This window comes from Mycolicibacterium aurum, from assembly GCF_900637195.1.
Classification (GTDB): domain Bacteria; phylum Actinomycetota; class Actinomycetes; order Mycobacteriales; family Mycobacteriaceae; genus Mycobacterium; species Mycobacterium aurum.
In genome coordinates this window covers 5,632,180-5,650,570 of the sequence record NZ_LR134356.1, presented here as the reverse complement: position 1 = coordinate 5,650,570, position 18,391 = coordinate 5,632,180, and the positions used below count along the sequence as shown (strand labels likewise).

The following is an 18,391-nucleotide window of genomic DNA, read 5'->3' as shown; positions in this document are numbered from 1 at the left end:
TCATGATCAACCAAGCCGATAGGATCCGCGCATGCCGCTGAGCGACGGCGAGGTGATCTCGGGTTATACGATCTCGCGACGATTGGGCGCCGGTGGCATGGGCGAGGTGTATCTGGCGAGGCATCCGCGACTGCCGCGCTACGACGCGCTGAAGGTGCTGTCGGCCGCGGTGTGTGCCGACAACGAATATCGGGAGCGCTTCAACCGGGAGGCCGACATCGCGGCCACGCTGTGGCACCCGCACATCGTGCAGGTGCACGACCGTGGTGACTTCGAGGGCCGGCTGTGGATCTCGATGGACCACGTCGAAGGGACCGACGCTGCCCGGCTGCTCACCGAGCGTTATCCGCACGGGATGCCGCCCGCGCTGGTGATCCGGATCGTGACGGCGGTGGGGGAAGCGCTCGACTACGCACATCAGCGCGGCCTGCTGCACCGCGATGTCAAACCCGCCAACATCCTGATCGCCGATCCGGAGACCGAGAACGAGCGGATCATGTTGGCGGACTTCGGTATTGCCCGCAGGCTCGGTGAGGTCAGCGCGCTGACCGGGACGAACATGACCGTCGGCACGGTGGCGTACTCGGCGCCGGAACAGCTGACCGCCGACCACGCGATCGACGGCCGCGCCGACCAGTATGCGTTGGCTGCCACGGCATTCCAGCTGCTCACCGGTTCTCCGCCGTTCCAGCACTCCAATCCGGCGATCGTGATCAGCCAGCACCTCACCGCTCAGCCGCCGTCGATCGGGGTGCACCGACCCGAATTGTCGGGCCTGGGAGCTGCTTTCGAGAAGGCCCTGGCCAAGTCTCCGGCCGACCGGTACGACCGCTGTGTCGACTTCGCCCGCGCGCTGGCCAACCGCAGCGGCGCGGTGCACCCGGATTCGTCGCATGACCCCGAGGCCACCCGGTTCGCCGGCGCGGCGCCCGGGCCGCGGCATGCCAAGGCGGCACCCGGACCGAAGCCGCCGACGAAGTCGCGGGGCCGCATCCTGGTGGCGGCGGCGCTGGCGCTGTCGCTGGTCGCCGTTGTCGCCGTGGTCCTGCTGGCGGTGTTCGAGCGGCAGGAACTGCGTACCGACGCCCGCGAGACTCCCACCACCACCGCGCCCCCGTCGGGGAACGTGACGTTGCCGGTGGTGGTCGTGGGCGCGGACTGCGCCACGCTGGGCGGGGCCGGGGTCACCGAAGGCGGCGAACCCGCCTACTGCGCGCGGCTGACATCCTCAGGGGAGCCGTTGTGGTCGCTGTATCCGGGTGAGATCCCGCATCCGAGTACCACCCCCGACCCCGGCGCGGGCAATCAGAACCCCGACACCCCGGTGCTGGTGTGCATGGAGCAGACCGGGCAGAGCCAGGTCGACTGCCACGACGACATCCTGCAGGAGAACACCGATCCGACCGCCAACGACAACCAGGGCTAGATCGGTGGCAGGTCGAGCCAGTCGTCGACCATGAAGGCGTCGCCGCGAGCGATCACGGTGGCTCCGCCGTGGCCTGGGTAGTGGGCGGGGATGACGGCGGCGCGCCGCCGCGACGCCTCGGTGAGCACCCGGTTGCGGGTGGTCGCCGCCGCTGCGGGGTCCTCGTCGAACGCGCACGCGTCGTCGGGGCGCGGGAGCTGGATCGGGCAGTGTGTCAGATCGCCGACGAACACCGCGGGCACACCGGCGTCGAGCCACGCCACCGAGGATCCGGGGGTGTGGCCCGGCGCGGGCCGCAGCCACAGCGATTCGCTGACCCGGTGGTCGCCGGAGAACAGCTCCATCTGCGCTTCTACCGGTAACACGCTGTCGGAGAACACGGTTCGCATGCCCTCGCGGTCGCCGGGGCCGTCGGGGGAGAAATGCCGGTAGTCGGCTTCGGGCATCAGGTAGCGGGCGTTGGGGAATGTCGGCACCCACCCGTGAGGACCCTGTCGGGTGTTCCAGCCGACGTGGTCGGTGTGCAGATGGGTGTTGACGACGATGTCGACGTCCTCGGGCTGCACGCCGGCGTCGGCGAGTGCGGCCAGGAAGCCGGTGTCGAGTTGGTGCAGTGGCGGCATGTGGGGGCGGTCGCGGTCGTTGCCGACCCCGGTGTCCACCAGCACGGTCAGCCCGTCGACCTGGATGACCCAGGTCTGGATCACGATCTTCCATTCGCCGGCAGCGCGGTCCCAGAACGCCGGCTCCAGCAGGTCGGCGTTGTCGGCCCAGGCGTCGGCGGGGGTCTGGTCGAACAACGCGGTCCGCAACCGGAACCGGGTCTCCAGGACACGCGACAGCGTGGCGCGGCCCAGTCCGATCCTGCCGGTCACGGCTGGATGCGGATCGGTCCCGGCGACCACAGTCCGGAGTGCGTGGACTGGCCCAGTTCGATGTCGGCCGGCTGCGCCTCGACGATGGTGTCGAAGCGGCGCAGCGAGCCCCAGTCCTGGCCCCAGTCCTTGGACAGATAGGTCGACATCACCGATGCCCGCAACAGCAGGTCCGAGATCCCGAGCAGGCCGCCGTTGATGCCGTCCTGCCAGGTGTCGGTGCTCTGCAGTTTCGCGTAGTAGTCCGGCGAGATGCGGAACTTCGGGATCTCGGTGACGCCGTTGGCGTGCAGCATGGGCTGCTGGCACGGGAACGCCAGGCCCACCGCCCAGTCCATCATCACGGGTTGCTGCGACCCGATGTACTCCTGCACGGAACGCACCTCGGGAACCCGCGGGGGTGTCACCGCGACCCAGTCGCCCTGGCCGAGCGACAGGTCCTCGGCCACCACCCTGACCGCGATCGCGTCGGCGGGAATCTGGGCCCTCGGGTAGCGCAGGTTGCGCCAGGACGGGGTCGGGCCGATGTCGTAGGGGCTGACCCTTCCTGCCGGGGCAGGCGCGCCGTCCGGTCCTGGCAGCGCATACTCCAGCTCAACGGTCTGGCCGGAGGTGAACGCGTTCGCGACGCTGGTGCCCGAGATCGTCCCCGCTGCGGTGATCACCACGAGCGGATGCGCGTCGTCGGGCGCCGGGAGCTGGTACCAGGCGGAGGCGAGGCGGCTCTCCTGTTGCGGCCCAAGCGAATACGTTCCGGCCACCGGGACCCGCGCCGGGTCGAGGCCGTACGGCAGTGGCACGGTCGACCCGTTGACGCCGGGGCGGGACAGCTTGATGGGGCGCTGCCAGTCGTAGTCGGTGCCGGGCTGCGGGTTGTTCAGCCGGATCGCCTCGGCGATGATCCGGTCGGGAACACCGTTGGGGGAGAAGCCGACCGGGTCGGTGCCGCCCAGCGGGCCCAGGCGACCGTAATCGCCCGGCAGTGCCTGCAGGAAGCCGTCGTTGGAGTCGGGCTCGACGAGGACGTCGTCGGCCAGACCGCACCCACCGGCGAAGGCGCGGATGTTGGCCCAGCCGTTGGAGTACGTGGGGTACTGGCGCACGACACCGATGGCCATCGACGCGACCATGAACAGGACCATCAGCCCGGCGGCGATCGGAATCGGCGCAGCGGTCAGGACGTTGACCACCCGCGATTCCCGGCGCTGGGCCAGATGCAGCCAGAACGCCCACAGCGCGGCGATGCCGAAGAGGATGAAGAACACCGTGCTGGCGGTCACCCCGCCGAGTTGCGGCACCGAGTTGTTGTATGGCGCACCGAAGTTCGAGACGTACCACCAGCCGTTCGTCGACGCGAAGCACAGCGCCAGGATGAACAGGACGGCGGCGAGGAACGTCATGCGGTTGCGCGCCGACCGCAGCACCACCGGGGACACCAGCACGGTCGCCAGCGCCGCCATCGCACCACCTACCGCGGCGAACAGGCCGAAGTGGTGGATCCACTTGGTGGGGGTGAACATCAGGAAGAAGATGGTGGCGAAGATGACGCCCATCAGCCGCCAGGCGGGCCCGCGCGCGACCCCGGGAACCCGCTTGCGCCGCAACATGATGAACAGCGACGAGAACAGGCACAACGCGGTGAACAGGAACGCCACCCGGCGGGCTATCGCGCCGTCGGTGGTCGGCAGGATCAGGTAGTAGTAGCGCAGGTTCTCGGTCCACCACTCCTGGCTCGGACCGATTGCGGTACGAATCTTGGTGGCTTCCAACACTGTTGCCAGGGTCTGGTCGGCGAACACCACAGCCAGCACGATGGTGCCCGCGGCCAGCAGCGGCGCGATCAGCGGCCAGATCCCGACCTGTCGGCGTCGCCGCATGACGATCCGCAGGATGGGGCGGCCGCCGGCCACCAGCGCGGCCACCGCGATCAGACCGGTCGGCTGGATGCCCAGCGTGAACGCCGCGGTCGTGATCGCCAGGGCGGCGGGGGTGAGCCTGCCGGAGGTCACTGCACGTTCGATCAGCACGTAGGTGATGAGCGCGCCGGTGGCGATCTGTCCTTCGGGCCGCAACCCGTTGTTGAACGGCATCCACGCCGCGAGCAGGACCAGTCCCGCGGCCCACAGCGCGGCCCGACTGCCCGACACCGCGGGGCCGAGGCGCGGGAGCACTTCGCGCGACAGCAGCAACCAGCACACCAGGGCGCAGATCAGGTCGGGCAGGCGGATCCAGATGCTGGCCGTACTGACCTGCGTCATCAGCGCCAGCAGGTTGTAGTACCAGCCGAACGGGTCCTCGGGGCTGCCGAACCAGCGGAAGTAGTTCGACATGTAGCCGGCATGTTCGGCGACGCGGGCCATCTGCAGGATGTAGCCGTCGTCGGAGGAGTTGGCGCCGATGACGTACCAGAGCGCGAACCCGCCGACGACGACGCCGTCGACCGCGGTGAGAGTGCGCCACCGGGTCGGGACGACCCGACGCATCCGTCGCCCGTCGAGGCGGTCCAGGCGCCACAGCGCCAGCAGCGCGATCACAGTGGAAACGATCGCGAGCACGATGGCCAGCAGCTTCAGCGTGGTGGGCTGCGTGGTGAAGCGGGTGTCGATGGTTGCGGAGAACGACAACCCCGGCGGAGCGGGACCGGTCAGGTCGGTGAACACCCCGACGATGGCGGGCCGCAGGTTCGGATCTGGGTACCCGGTGCGCTGCGGTGACCCGTCGGCCTTCGTCAGGCCGACGAAGTCGGCGTACGTGCCGTCCAGAGACGACGTGATGTCGATGCGCTCGCACCCCGGTGATCCGGTGACCCTGTCCCGGCTCACGCTGGCCACCACGACGTTGCGCACGATCACGTCGACCCTGGCGCCGCCGATTCCCGGGTCGCTGCGCTCCTGCCCTCCGCCGCCGATTCCCGGGTCGCTGCGCTCCTGCCCTCCGCCGGTGACGTTGACCAGCATCGCGTTCAGCGCCGCGTCCCGGCCCTCCGCGGGGGCGGTGCCCAGCACCAGACCGCCGTCGGCGGGCAGTCTGTCGATGACGTCGCAGGGCACCGTTGCGGTGAGGCTCACCGGAGCCTGGCTGATCAGCGGGGCGGTGACGTTGCCGACCTGGCCCTGTTGCGGCCAGTTCAGCGTCGCGGTCGTCTGCGTGACCGGCAGCAGTGGAGTCGCGACCGCCAGCACGAAGCCCAGCAGACCCGCGATCGTCGCGACCCAGCGCGCCACTCGGACATCGTTCACGGCGCGGCCTGTGCTGCCGTTCTGTTCGTTCACGGGAGGGCCCTGATGGGTCCGCCGCGGTTCCAGCCGAACACCTGCGTCGACCCTTCCTCGATGGCGGCGTCGGGCGCCTCGTCGCGCGGCACCACCCGGTTGTAGCGCTCGAGTGAGCCCCAGTCGCGGTACCAGTCGCCGCTGAGATAGCTCGGGATGGACTCGGTCCGCAGCAGCGCCTGGATGAACAGGAACGGTCCGCCGTCCTGGGCCGCCTGCCACTGATTCGACGACACCACGATCTGCTTGAAGTTCGGCATGATCCGGTACTCGGGTAGCTCGGCGATCCCCAGGTGTTCGGAGAACGGCCGCTGGCACGGGAAGTTGGCCGCGGTGGCGATGTCCATCAGCACCGGGGTCTGCGTGCCGAGGAACTCACTGGCGGTCTGCAAGACGGGCACGCGCGGCGGCGTGAACCCGAACCACTGATCCTCGGACAGGTTGGGGTCGTCGGCGACGATGCGGGCGACGTTGGCTTCCGGCGGCGCCCACTCCAGCGGGAACCGCAGGTTGCGCCACGCCTTCTGCACGAAGATGTCGATCGGCTGGACCTCGCCCAGTTCCTGGTACGAGCCGTCGGGCCGGTGCACACCCCACTGCAGCTTCAACGACTGTCCATAGTTGAAGGAGCCGTCCTCGTTGTAGTACCAGATCGCGCCGGCCGCGGCGACGGTGACCAGCGGCCGGTCCGGTGTGCGGGGCGGCAGCTGATACCAGGCCGACGTCGCCTCCGCGGCGACCGACGCCTGATCCGACCCGGGTTCGACGAAACTGCCCATCACCGGAGTGGTCGCGGGGTCGAGCCCGAACGGCAGGAACACGTTCGATCCGTTGACGCCCTCGGGTCCGTAGCCGCCGCCGGTGCCCGCCGCGTAGCCGACGCCGATGTTGGGCTTGTCGACGGGACCGTCGGAGTTGACCGTGCCGGGGTTGGCGGCCACCGGTTCGGCGGGCTCGAGGGTGTCGCTGATGCCGTTGGGGGTGAAGCCGACGGGGTCCTCCCCGCCGAGCGGCCCGTATTCGCCGAACCGCTGGCCGGGGACGGGTTGGAGCATGCCGGCGTTGGTGTCGGCCTCGACCAGGACGTCGTCGGCCATGGCGCAGCTGTCGCCGGAGAGTGCTGCGATGTTGGCGGCGCCGGTGGTGTACACCGGGTAGCGGCCCACCGTCGCCTTGAGCATGGACCCGAGCTCGAGCACCACCATGATGACCGCCACCACCAGCAGCGGGGAGGAGGCCACGGCCCGGTTGCGTCCGGTGTCGGCCACCTCGGTGTGGCCGGCGTAGTCGATGCGGAAGTGCAGCCAGGCGGCCAGCAGGCCGCAGGCGATCGCCAGCACCAGGAAGATCGTCGTCACCGGGTAGCCGAGGATCACCGGCTGCTTGTCGAACCACGGAACGCCGTAGTTGGCCACGTAGAACCAGCCGTTGATCCCGGACGTCGCCCAGGCCAGCACGAACAGCAGCGCGGTGACGTAGAGGGCCAGGTTGCGTCGGCTGTGCAGCCCGACGCGGGCGAAGGCGAACGCGGTGACCGCCCCCAGCGCGCCCGCCAGCCCGGCGAACGCACCGAACTGCACGGCCCACTTGGTGGGGGTCAGGGTCAGCAGCAGCAGTCCGATGCCGGTCGTGCCGACAAGCCGCCACACCGGACCGTTCACGGCGCCGGGGACGCTGCCGCGGCGCAGCAGCACGGTGATCAGTCCGAACAGGCACAGCAGCAGGATCAGCACCGAGAAGCGCCGGGTCAGCGAGCCGTCGACGCTCTCCTCGACGGTGAGGTAGTAGTACCGCAGGAACTCCTGGTACCAGGGGACGGTCGGGCCGACGACGTACTTGATGCGCACCGACTCGGCGACGGTGGCCAGGGTCTGATCGCGGAACACGACGACGAAGAGCAGTGATGCCGACGCCAGCAGTGTCGCCAGCGGTGCGAGCAACCCGTCCACCGGGCGGCGGGACGCGATGATGCGGGTGACGGCGCGGGCGCCGACCAGCAGCGGCGCCACCGCGACGAGACCCTGCGGGGCCAGCGTCACGGAGAACACCGCGACGACGATCGCCACGGCGTACGGCCACAGCCGGCGGGTTCCGATCGTGTTCTCCACCAGCATCCACGCCGCGACGACGCCGAACGCGATCAGCGGCTCCGGCCGGAGCCCGTTGTTGAACGGCAGCCACGCGGCCAGGAACACCGCGCCCGCGGTCAGCACCGCGACCCGGTTGCCCGCCAGTCGCCTGCCCAGCCTGGGCAGCACGCAGTGGCTGATGATCAGCCAGGTCGCGATGGCGGCCACGGTGGCGGGCAGGCGCATCCAGACGCCGGCGGTGCTGACGGAGGCCAGGTGTGCCAGCACGCTCTGGTACCAGTCGAACGGCGCCTCCGAGGCCCCGAAGTACCGGTAGTAGTTGGTGAGGTATCCCGCTTCGCCGGAGACCCGGGCGATGGTGACGTTGTAGCCGTCGTCGGAGGACTGGGCCCCGACGATGTGCCAGACCAGCAGACCGCCGACGACGGCGACGTCGGTCAGCCAGGTCCACAGTCCGGCCCGGCGCGGGCGGCGGAGCTCGTCGGGGATCCGTCGGCCCGAGGAGCGGTCCAGCAGCGACAGCGCGACGATCGAGGCGATCACGCAAAGGACGCCGAGGACCATGACGCCCAGCTTCAGCGCGGTCGGCGTGGTGATGAACCGGGTGTCGACGTCGATGCGCGCGGCCAGGCCGGCGGCGTCCGGAGCGACCTCGAGGTCGGTGAACACGCCGGCCACCTGGGGTCGCTTGTCCGGCGGCAGGGTTCCGGTGGCGCCGGGGATCCCCACGAAGTCGGCGCCGACGGCCCCGACATTGGCCCAGATGCGCAGTTCGCTGCAGGCGCCCGAGTCCACCGCGTCGCGCGGGGCCACAGCGGCGACGGTGTCGCGGAACGCCACGTAGACGACGTCGGCGTTGGCGCGCACGAACAGTCCGTTGCGGCCGGCGTCGATGCCGTCGGCCGGAATCGTCGAGAACACCACGCCGCCGTCGGCGGGCAGCGTGGCCATCGTCGTGCACGGGATGGTGACGTCCAGGGATCGGGGCGCACCGGAGACCAGCGGAGCGGTGATGTCGCTGACGAATCCGTCCGCGTTCGCTCCCTGCGGCCAGGCGATGGCGGCCGTGGACTGCTTGACCGGCAGCAGCGGAGCCAGGCCGCACAGCACCACACCGGCGAGCCCCGCGATGACAGCGAGAAGACGGGCGGACGGGGCAGGCACGAGGCTCGATGTTAGGCGACGTACCTATGCCGGGAAGCTCGGCGTGCCGCGGCGCAACCGAGCCGTTAGCTGAGCCGCAGCGGTGCGGGGCTCCAGAGTCCGCTGCGCTCCGTCGTGCCGAGGTCGAGCCGGGCCGGTTCGGCGTTCGGGTAGAACGGCGTGAGCTGCTGCAGCGCGCCCCAGTCGCGGAACCACGCGGTCTTCAGGTACGTCGGGACGGTGGTGGGGCGCAGCAGCAGCTCGGTGATGCCGAGCGGGCCGCCGCCGAGGTAGTCCATCACCGGCGAGTTGGCTTCGGCCCCGAACCGGTCGGGCAGGATCCGCCACTTGGGCACCTCGGTCACACCGTTCTGGTGCCCGAACGGGCGCTGGCAGGGGAAGGCCAGCCCGACGAGCCAGTCGAGCAGCACCGGATCGGTCGAGCCGACGACGTCCTGGAGCGTGCGCAGTTCTGGGATACGGGGCGGGGTGAGCGCGATCCAGTGTTCGGGGCTCAGATCGTCATCGGTGGCGACCAAGCGGATCCGGGTGGCCTCGGCCGGGATCGCCGACAACGGCGCCCGCAGGTTGCGCCATGCCGGGGCGGCTCCGACGTCGCCGAACTCGATGGATCCCCGGGGATCCCCGGCAGCGTCGCCGTCGCCGGCCCACTGCACGACGACCTCGCTGGAATCGAAGCGTCCCGCGGCGGCCACCACGAGCAGCGACTCGGACCGGTCCCGGTCACTCCAGCCCTCGGGCAGCCGATACCAGGCAGACCGCAGGAATGCGGGCTGCTGGGTGCCGCTGCGCCAGCTGCCGAGCACCGGTGTGCGCGCGGGATCGAGGCCGTAGGGCAGTCGGGCACGTGAGCCGTTGACACCCGTCGTTGCGGTGGTCCCGCCTTCGGTGCCGGCTTCGCCGCCGGTGACCCCCGTGCTGTCACCGTCGCTGTCGGCGAAGTTGTCCGAGCCCGGCTGTTCCATCACCGGGTCCGCGGACACGTCCGACGGAATTCCGTTGGGGCTGAAGCCCACTGACGCGCCTGTGCCGACCTCGCCGAGCCCTTCTCCTGCGGGCACCCCGATGGGCTGCAGGACGCCTGCGTTGACGTCCTGCTCCACCAGGACGTCTTCGGCCATGCCGCACGTCTTGCCGGTCAACGCCTCCAGGTTGGAGCGGCCCACCGTCCACGCCGGATACTGGCTCACCATCGCCACCGTCAGCGACACCACTTCGAACGTGACCAGAGCCCAGGTGGCAATGGCCAACGGCGACCGGCCGATTCGCTTCCACAGCGGCGGGGTGCCGGCGGGCGGCGGTGTGTCGCGGCCGGTGAAATGCAGCCACGCGGCCACCAGCAGTGCGACGAACGACAGCCCCAGCAGCATGGTGGTGAAGCCGAACTTGTACTCCGGGAAGTCGTTCGCCCACGGCACTCCGAAGTTGGACACGTACCACCAGCCGTTCACTGTCGCGAACGACAGCGCGGTGACGAACAGCACCGCGGCGGTGAACACGGCGCGGTTGCGAGGTGAGCGCATCGCCACCGCGGAGATCGCGACCGCCGCCAGGGCGCCGAGGCAGCCGGCCAGCCCGGCGAACACGCCGAAGTGGTGGGTCCACTTGGTCGGGGTGAACATCATCGCCAGGAACGAGATGATGGTGATGCCGATGATGCGCCGGCTCGGGCCCAGTGCGGTGCCGGGAATTCTGCCCTTGCGCAACGACATCGCGACGGCGACGGCCAGGGCGAGCAGCAGGGTCAGCACCGCGAAGCGGCGGGCCACGGAACCATCGGGGCTCGTGGTGAACAGGCGCGAGTAGCGGATGTGCTCGTCGAACCAGGCCAGGCTGGGCCCGATGGCCGACTTGAAGCTGCTGGCCTGCAGTTCGGCGGCCAGCGTCTGGTCGCGGAAGATCAGGAAGATGGTGACGGTGCCCGCCGCGGCGATCGGGGCCAGCAGCGCGAGGTAGCCGAACCGCGAGGTGTGGGCGGCCACAATGGTTTTCAACGGGCCGATCGCCACAAGCAGCGCGCCGATCGCGGCGATCCCGGTCGGCCCGGAGAACAACGTCAGCGCTCCGATGATGATCGCGATCGCGACGGGGAGCAGCCGGCTGGTCGCGACACCCCGCTCGACGGAGCACCAGGTGAGCAGGATGCCGAGGGCGATGATCGGTTCGGGGCGCAGCCCGTTGTTCAGCGGCAGCCAGAACGCGAGGAACAGTCCGGCCGCGGTCCACGCTGCGGCGCGACTGTGTTTGACCGCCGAACCGAGCCGGGGGATGACCTCGCGGCTGATCACCCACCAGCAGGCCAGCCCCATCAGCAGCGTCGGCAGCCGCATCCACACGCTGGTGGTGCTGACGTGCGCCCACAGCGCGAGCAGGTCGTAGTACCAGCCGAACGGCGCTTCGGGAGTGCCGAACCAGCGGTAGTAGTTGGCCATGTAGCCGGCGTTCTCGGACACCCGGGCCATGGTGAGGATGTAGCCGTCGTCCGCGGTGTTGGCGCCGACGAAGTGCCACCACACCAGCACCGCGGCCACCAGGCCGTCCAGCGGCGACAGCGACCACCAGCGCTGCGGCAGGAAGCGCTTGTGTCTGCGGCCGTCGGCGTTGTCGAGGACGTGCAGTGCGCCGAGCGAGATCAGCGTCATCGCCACGCCGATGACCATCGCGAGCAGCTTGAACCAGGTCGGCGAGGTGCTGTAGCGGGTGTCGATGGTGGCCGAGAACTGCAGCCCGGGCGGTGCGGGCCCGGCCAGGTCGGTGAACACGCCGACGATCTGGGGTCGGAAGTCGTAGCCGCCGCGCTCGCCGCGCAGCGGTTCACGAGGCGGGGTCGCGTCGGCCGACCCCGGGTTGTCGGGTTCCTCCGTCAGCCCGACGAATTCGCCCGTCACCTTGTCGGCGTGCGCGGTGATGACCAGCTCCCGGCACTGCGGGCTGAGCACCTGGTCCAGCGGGGCGCTGACCACCGGGGTGTTGCGGACGATGACGAGCAGGTCGTCGTTGACGCGCTCCACGAGCAGGCCGCGGTCGATGGCCTTGGGGGCCTGCTTGGGCACCGTGGACAGCAGCACGCTGCGACCGGGCCGGTCCAGTCCGGCGGCAGCGCTGCACGGGATGGTGATCTCGAGATCGGTGGCGACGTAGCCGATCAGCGGGGCGTTGACGCTCTGCAGCACGTCGTTCTGCGGCCAGTTGAGCTGGGCGGTGGTCTGGTCTACCGGGAGCAGGGGCGTCGCGATGGCCAGGACGGTGCCGAGCAGCCCCGCGACGATCGCGACGAGCCGCGCGGTGCGGTGGTTGCTGCCCGACACCTCTGTCGGCTCGGCGGGCGCCGGCTGCTGGACCACGGGGCTAGATGGTAGATGGCTTGCGGATGGCCAGCACAAAGGGCCCGACGGTGGACACATCGAACCGCGGGTCGTCGAACAGCGCCTCGTCGAGGGCGACGTGATAGCGCCGCACGTTCGGCTGATTCGGGTAGACGTCCTCGGCCAGGCGCAGGGTGTAGGTGTCGTTGGCCCCGCGGCGCATCAGGAACACCGATGGAGGCTCCCACGGCATGCTGTCGAGCGCCTCGATGAACTGGTCGGCGTCGGTCAGCATCCGCCAGCCCTCGATGGCACCGGCGCGCTGGTCGAACTGGGCGAGCGGGTTCGCGTAGTGCGACGTCAGGCCCTGGAACCCGTAGTAGGGGTAGTACGACAGGAAGCTGTAGTCGGCGGTCAGCACCACGGTTTCGTTGCGCGGTCGGCCGGTGACGTCCTGGATGCGGGCGTCGACCTCCCGGTAGTACTGCTCGGCACCCGGTGGGCGGCGGTCTGCCCGCTCGCCGTAGCCGTCGGTGTCGGTGTAGGCGACGACGATGTCGGAGCGCAGCACATCGGGGATGTCCTGGCTGAAGGTCAGGGCGCCGAGAGCGCCGATCGCGGTGGCGACCGCCACCACCCGGGTGGCGTTCGGCGGGCGCACGCGGGCCGCCACCGCGCGGGCCAACTCGATGAAGCCGAAGGCGCCGGCCGCGGTCAGCAGGATGGTCAGGGTGGGCTGCAGCCGGAACGAGAGCAGCGTGGTGCCCACCAGCGTGGTCAGCATGGACAGCAGCGACCAGGCATAGACGGTGAGGACGGCGATCGCGAGCGCGCCGGCGCGGGTGGAGCTGCGGGCGCGGACCACCAGCCAGCCGGTGCCGAGCATGCACAGCGCGCCGAGCAGGGTGAACTCGAGCATAGGGAACGACAGCTCGGCGCCGTCCTTGGGCAGGTAGTGCTGCGCGGTGCCGGATTCGGCGGGTGTGCCGCGCGCGGCGGCGAGCAGGTAGGGCGCCCACGTGAGCAGGGCGATGACGCCGGAGAGCACCGCGATGACGAGAAGGCGCAGCAACGGGTCGAGGCGACGGCGCGCGATGGCCAGCAGCACCGCCATGACCGTCAGCGTGAATGCGGCGTACAGGAACAGCAGTGTGTAGAACAGCGCCGTGACACCGAGGAACAGGCCCGTGGCGACGACCGCGGCCCACCCGCCGTTTCTGCTCCTGCCTGCCAGCCCCGACCACGCCAACACGAACACCGGCGGCAGCAGCACCGAGATGATCGCCGCGTACGGCTCGGCGGGGGAGTAGGCCAGCGCCGCGGCGGCGGTCGCAGTCGAGACCACCAGGGCGTACTCGAATCGAATCATGCTGGCCCACAGCACGAACGCCAGCACGATTGCGATCGTGATGGAGGTGACCGCCCACGGCTTGAACATCTCCCAGGCGGGGGTCCCGGTGAGCGCGGCCAGCCGGCCGCCCATCCAGAACCATCCCGCCGGGTAGAACGGGGGCAGGCCGATGTAGGTCATGTCGTGCAGGCCCGGCTGATCGGCAAAGCGGGTCATGTATTCGGTGCGGAACTGCTGGTCGACGGAGATGCCGAACAGGTAGAGCTTGGTCGCGCCCAGCGGCATCGCGAGTGTCACGACCGAGAACGCGGACAGGAACAGCACCGAGCCGATGCGGGCCAGGGTCTGCCTGCCGCGGCGCCATGCGATTCCCGCGCCGAGCAGACCGATCAGGCAGACCACCTGCCCGACCGTGGTGAGCGCATGCAGCTGGTTCGACGAGTTGTAGGCGGGCCATTCCACGCGCGCGATCGCGACCAGGCTGACGGCGGCGACCACAACGGCGACGGCCGTTGCAAGGAGCATGTGACCGGCCACGGTGATCGGCGTGGCCAGGGGATGACCGGCCCTCGACTCCCGGGTCGTCCCGTGCCTTTCGGGCGCGGCCCCACCGCTACTGCCCACCGGACTCAGATCGGCAGCTTGCGGAAGATGGGGCGCGGGATGTGGCGCAGCACCATCATCACGTAGCGGAAGGTGCCCGGCGCCCAGATCAGGTCCTTGCCCTTGTTCGACGCGGTGACCGCCATTTCGGCCACCTCTTCCTTGTCGACGGTGAAGGGAGCCTCCTTGGCCCCGGTGGCCTTCCAGTGCTCGATGGTCGTCGTGGTGCGCACCTGCCCGGGACGGATCACCAGGACACCGACTCCGTACTCGCGCAGTGCCTCTCCGAGGCCCAGGTAGAAGCCGTCGAGGCCGGCCTTGGTGGAGCCGTAGACGAAGTTGGAGCGGCGGACCCGCTCCCCGGCGGCCGAGCTCATCGCGATGATGCGGCCCGAACCCTGGGCACGCATCTTCTCCCCGAGCAGCACGCCGACCGAAACCGCTGCGGTGTAGTTGATCCCGGCGATCTGGACGGCCTTGCGCTGGTTCTTCCAGAGTTCTTCGGCGTCCCCGAGCAATCCGAAGGCCACCACCGCCACATCGACATCACCCTGGGCGAAGGCGGCGTCGATCACCTTCGGGTGGTTCTCGGTGTCCAGTGCGTCGAAGTCGATCCAGTCGACGGCCTTGGCGCCCGCCGCGGTCATCTGGGCCATGGCGGCGTCCTTGCGTGGGTGGCCGGGCACATCGGCCAGCACCACGCGGGCGTGGGCGTTGCGCAGGTAGCGCTCGGCGATCGCGAGGGCGATCTCAGAGGTCCCGCCCAGAAGCAGGATGGTCTGAGGGTTGCCGGTGGCATCAAGAACCATCTAGAGGAGCTCCAGTCGTCGGGCCATGTCGGAGGCGAAGACACCGTCGGGATCGACCTTGCGGCGCAAGGCAATCCACTCGTCGATGCGGGGATACATGGCGTGGAAGGTTTCGGCGGTGGTGCGGGAGTCCTTGGCGGTGTAGAGGCGGCCGCCGAACTCGAGCACCCGCTTGTCGAGCCCGTTGAGGAACTCGTTGAGGCCCGCAGTGATCGGGAAGTCGACGCACACATTCCAGCCGGGGATCGGAAAGCTCAGTGGCGCTTGGTTTCCCGGGCCGAACAGCTTGAACACGTTGAGGAACGAATAGAAGCCGGAACGCTGGATGTCGACGATGATCGCCTTGAACTCGTCGACGGCCGACGTGGGCACCACGAACTGGTACTGGCCGAAACCGGCCGAACCGTAGGCGCGGTTCCACTCACCGAACATGTCGAGTGGGTGATAGAACTGCGTCAGGTTCTGCACCTTGCCTCGGTAGGTCCCGGACTTGCGGTACCAGAGTTCGCCGATCGGGCCGAAGGTGTACTTGTTGGCCAGGCCGTTCGGAAAGACGTCCGGAAACGTGAGTAGTTGCGGCGCATCGAATTTCAGCGGGTTTTTCTGCAGCTTCGTGGGTAGCTGATCGAGCGTTGCCAGCGAACCGCGAGAGATCGCGGCCCGGCCCAGCTTGGGCGGTGCGCTGATCGCGTCGAACCATGCGCTGGAGTAGGTGTAGTTGTCCTCGGTGCCGTCGCTGTGGAAGGCGATGGTCTCGTCGAGCGTGGAGGTGACGTCGCCGTCGGCGATGAAGTACGCGGTCTCGGTGGGCGTCATCTTGATGGTGGCCCGCAGGATGATGCCGGTGAGGCCGTTGCCGCCGACGGTGGCCCAGAACAGGTCGCTGTCCGGACCATCGGGCCCGATGGTGCGGACTTCGCCGTTGGCGGTGAGCAGGTCCATGGAGCGCACGTGGTTGCCGAAGCTGCCGGCGCTGTGGTGGTTCTTGCCGTGGATGTCGCAGGCGATGGCGCCGCCGATGGTGACCTGGCGGGTGCCGGGCAGGACGGGAACCCACAGCCCGAGGGGCAGCGCTGCCCGCATCAGCTGGTCGAGGTTCACGCCGCCGTCGACGTCGACGAGCGCGCCGTCGGCGTCGATCGTATGGATGCGGTTGAGCACGCTCATGTCGACGACCAGGCCGCCGCCGTTCTGGGCGTTGTCGCCGTAGGAGCGCCCCAGGCCGCGGGCCACCACGCCTCTGCCGGGGCTCTCGGCGGCGCGGGTGACCGCCTTGACGACCACCTCGGGGTCCGGCGAGGACAACACCTGCGCGACGGACGGGGCGGTGCGGCCCCAGCCGGTCAGCCGCTTCGCCGTGGTCGAAAACTCGGTGCTCAACATCGTCACAGAGGGTACCGCTTGCGCTGACGTGCTCACCGCAGCGCGATCATTTAGCCGATTGCTACGCGCCGGTGAACCGGAAGATCACGGTGCGCTGGACGATGAAATTGATCACCGTCGCGGTGCCCTGCGCAATGACGAACGCCACCGGCACGCGCCAGGGCTGATCCTCGAACTCCATGTAGAAGAAGTAGTTGATGCCCACCTGCACGGCGTAGGTCACGGCGTACAGCGCCACCACCGCGATGAATCGTGCGGTGCTCGGCGGCGCCCTGAACGTCCACCGTCGGTTGATCAGATATGCGGTCGTGGTTCCCGCGATGAAACTCAGCGTCTTGGCGAGGTTCACGTGCAGACCCACCGCCAGCAGGGCCACGTACAGGCCGAAGTCCACGATTGCCGACAGCCCGCCGGTCACGAGGAAGCGCCAGAGCTGAGTCTTCAGGCTCAGCTGGGGTGACATGGGGGGCTCGGCCACCCGGGCAGCTTACGGGGTGGGTGTCACCGCTACCTGATCAGAAGGGCGGGGGTTTGTCGTGTTCGGCGACCAGGTCGTCGTTGAGTCGGCGTTCGGCGGCGATGGCCCGTGCGCGGTTCTGCGCGCGGGTGTGCCGTCGGCGGGGCATGGATCGGCCGCGGAGGTCGCTCGTGGGGACGAGAGGTGGATCACCCTTCCAGAGGGTGGCGGTGGGCCGGCACAGAGTGGGGAACAGCAGCCGGCTTCCGGGCTCGGTGGTGTAGCTGTGGCCGGTGGGGCTGGTCCAGGCGACGGTGCCGTCGGGATGTTGGCGGTCGCGCCAGCCGAGGGCGCCGATCCAGAAAGTCTTCAGCAGGTGATGAAAACGGCAGAGACACTTGAGGTTCGAGGGATGCGTCGGCCCTGTCGGGTAGGGCACGGTGTGGTCGATGTCGGCACTGGTGGCGGGGTGGTCACACCAGGGGAATCGACAGGTGAGGTCACGAGCGCGGATGAAATCGGCCAGCGCGCGGGACGGGGCGTAGCCCGATTCGGGTCCCGCCTGACCGGGATGGCGGATTTCGCGGAACCGGGCGCCGGTGAGCAGTCTGGCCAGCAGGGGTGCGGGCACGATGCCCGCCCCGAACACGAAGCCGGACTTCCCGCCGGCGCAGATGTCGGCCACGGTGTGTGGTGCCGCCGGCGTGAGGGTGTGGGATGCGACATCTTCGAGGGCCGCCGGGTGGGCTGCGTCGTCCCCGCCGGCCTCAGGGTCCCCGGCTCCGATATCGCCGGTGTCCCCGGCGGTGCCTGTGGTGGCGTCAGTGAGGACGTACACGGTCATGTCCTTGGCGGGACGGTCTTTCCGGGCGCCGGCGTCGCAGTCCTCACGTCCGCACTCGCAGACCAACGCGATCCCGGCGATACGGGCGGTGATCGCCGCGGCGAGTCGATCACCCAAGCTGCGGGGGTCTGCCGAGCACGCACTGTGGGCCATCTCGCGCAGGCACCGTTCGACCACCGCCGCATCGGTCTCGTACAGCCGCGCCCATATGGTGGTGAACCCCGGCGCGTCGGTGGGCGAACCGAACTCGACATCGGGCTCGGTGCTGGATTCCCGCGCTCGCCGCAAGGCGCCCGGGTCGTGCCGCTCGACAAGGGCGTCGATGGCCAGCTCGGTCTTCTTGATGGACCGCGGCCCCCAGGTGACGATCTCCGCGGCCAGATCTGCGTCAACGGCGGCCATGGCCGCGTCCTCGAGGATCAGGTCGGTACGGGAGACGATCTTGCGAACCAGCATCTCGCTGATCAGACCGCGGGCGAACAGGGCGCCCACCGCAGGCAGGCGATCGCGCAGAACCACGCCGCGGTGGGCCTGATGCAGTGCCAGCGACCGGGTGATGGCCTGGGCGGCCGCCAGTTCGGCGGCCACCGCGGCATCAGGATCGACCCACCAGGTCTCCCGCTCGCTCGCGGGCAGGCCGGTGCGGCGAATGAAGATCTCGGCCATCACGGCGAGTTTGGCCGCGCACGCGGCGTTCTCGCGGCAAGCCCACTGCTTGGCCGCGTCGACGAGGTCGGCATCGCTGAGACGCTCCAGCGAATCCACACCCGGCACCGGCCTATCGAACATAAGTTCGATTTTATCGACTTCCG

10 protein-coding genes are annotated in these 18,391 nt (G+C 69.4%); 1 reads left to right on the top strand and 9 read right to left on the bottom strand.

The window, feature by feature from the left end:
* Window positions 1-31 precede the first annotated feature (31 nt).
* On the top strand, window positions 32-1,426 hold the full coding sequence (locus tag EL337_RS26835; protein WP_048630680.1) for a serine/threonine-protein kinase: 1,395 nt from the start codon (window positions 32-34) through the stop codon (window positions 1,424-1,426).
* On the opposite strand, the gene EL337_RS26830 is transcribed toward EL337_RS26835, so the two are convergent.
* From EL337_RS26830 to EL337_RS26790, 9 genes are all read right to left on the bottom strand, one after another.
* Window positions 1,423-2,301 carry an MBL fold metallo-hydrolase gene (locus EL337_RS26830; protein WP_048630938.1) on the bottom strand — a complete coding sequence of 293 codons (879 nt, stop codon included), beginning with the start codon at window positions 2,299-2,301 and terminating at the stop codon, window positions 1,423-1,425. The two genes, EL337_RS26835 and EL337_RS26830, sit on opposite strands and share 4 nt — an antisense overlap.
* Entirely contained in the window at window positions 2,298-5,573 is a 3,276-nt protein-coding gene (locus EL337_RS26825) for an arabinosyltransferase domain-containing protein (RefSeq protein ID WP_048630679.1), read from the bottom strand. The genes EL337_RS26830 and EL337_RS26825 overlap by 4 nt, the downstream gene beginning before the upstream one ends.
* Window positions 5,570-8,827: an arabinosyltransferase domain-containing protein gene (locus EL337_RS26820; RefSeq protein ID WP_048630678.1), complete on the bottom strand. Its 3,258-nt coding sequence runs from the start codon at window positions 8,825-8,827 to the stop codon at window positions 5,570-5,572. Before EL337_RS26820 ends, EL337_RS26825 begins: the two co-directional genes overlap by 4 nt.
* A 65-nt stretch (window positions 8,828-8,892) precedes the next feature.
* Window positions 8,893-12,171, bottom strand: coding sequence for an arabinosyltransferase domain-containing protein (locus tag EL337_RS26815; protein WP_048630677.1), 3,279 nt, complete (start codon window positions 12,169-12,171; stop codon window positions 8,893-8,895).
* A 4-nt stretch (window positions 12,172-12,175) separates the two neighbouring features.
* Complete coding sequence (locus tag EL337_RS26810; RefSeq protein ID WP_048630676.1) at window positions 12,176-14,008, bottom strand: galactan 5-O-arabinofuranosyltransferase; 1,833 nt, start codon at window positions 14,006-14,008, stop codon at window positions 12,176-12,178.
* Window positions 14,009-14,112: 104 nt separating this feature from the next.
* Window positions 14,113-14,895 carry a decaprenylphospho-beta-D-erythro-pentofuranosid-2-ulose 2-reductase gene (locus tag EL337_RS26805; protein ID WP_048630675.1) on the bottom strand — a complete coding sequence of 261 codons (783 nt, stop codon included), beginning with the start codon at window positions 14,893-14,895 and terminating at the stop codon, window positions 14,113-14,115.
* Window positions 14,896-16,278, bottom strand: a complete 1,383-nt coding sequence (locus tag EL337_RS26800; RefSeq protein ID WP_048630674.1) for a decaprenylphosphoryl-beta-D-ribose oxidase — start codon at window positions 16,276-16,278, stop codon at window positions 14,896-14,898.
* Between the two features lie 61 nt (window positions 16,279-16,339).
* Window positions 16,340-16,741, bottom strand: coding sequence for a GtrA family protein (locus EL337_RS26795; protein WP_048630937.1), 402 nt, complete (start codon window positions 16,739-16,741; stop codon window positions 16,340-16,342).
* A 52-nt stretch (window positions 16,742-16,793) separates the two neighbouring features.
* Window positions 16,794-18,368 (bottom strand): HNH endonuclease signature motif containing protein, encoded by a 1,575-nt coding sequence (locus EL337_RS26790; RefSeq protein ID WP_048630673.1) that lies wholly within the window; start codon window positions 18,366-18,368, stop codon window positions 16,794-16,796.
* Window positions 18,369-18,391: the final 23 nt, after the last annotated feature.

Coding starts and splice junctions, on each gene's coding strand:
- EL337_RS26810 (WP_048630676.1), bottom strand. CDS start 14,008: ATGCTCCTTGCAACGGCCGTCGCCGTTGTGGTCGCCGCCGTCAGCCTG.
- EL337_RS26805 (WP_048630675.1), bottom strand. CDS start 14,895: ATGGTTCTTGATGCCACCGGCAACCCTCAGACCATCCTGCTTCTGGGC.
- EL337_RS26795 (WP_048630937.1), bottom strand. CDS start 16,741: ATGTCACCCCAGCTGAGCCTGAAGACTCAGCTCTGGCGCTTCCTCGTG.
- EL337_RS26835 (WP_048630680.1), top strand. CDS start 32: ATGCCGCTGAGCGACGGCGAGGTGATCTCGGGTTATACGATCTCGCGA.
- EL337_RS26790 (WP_048630673.1), bottom strand. CDS start 18,368: ATGTTCGATAGGCCGGTGCCGGGTGTGGATTCGCTGGAGCGTCTCAGC.
- EL337_RS26800 (WP_048630674.1), bottom strand. CDS start 16,278: ATGTTGAGCACCGAGTTTTCGACCACGGCGAAGCGGCTGACCGGCTGG.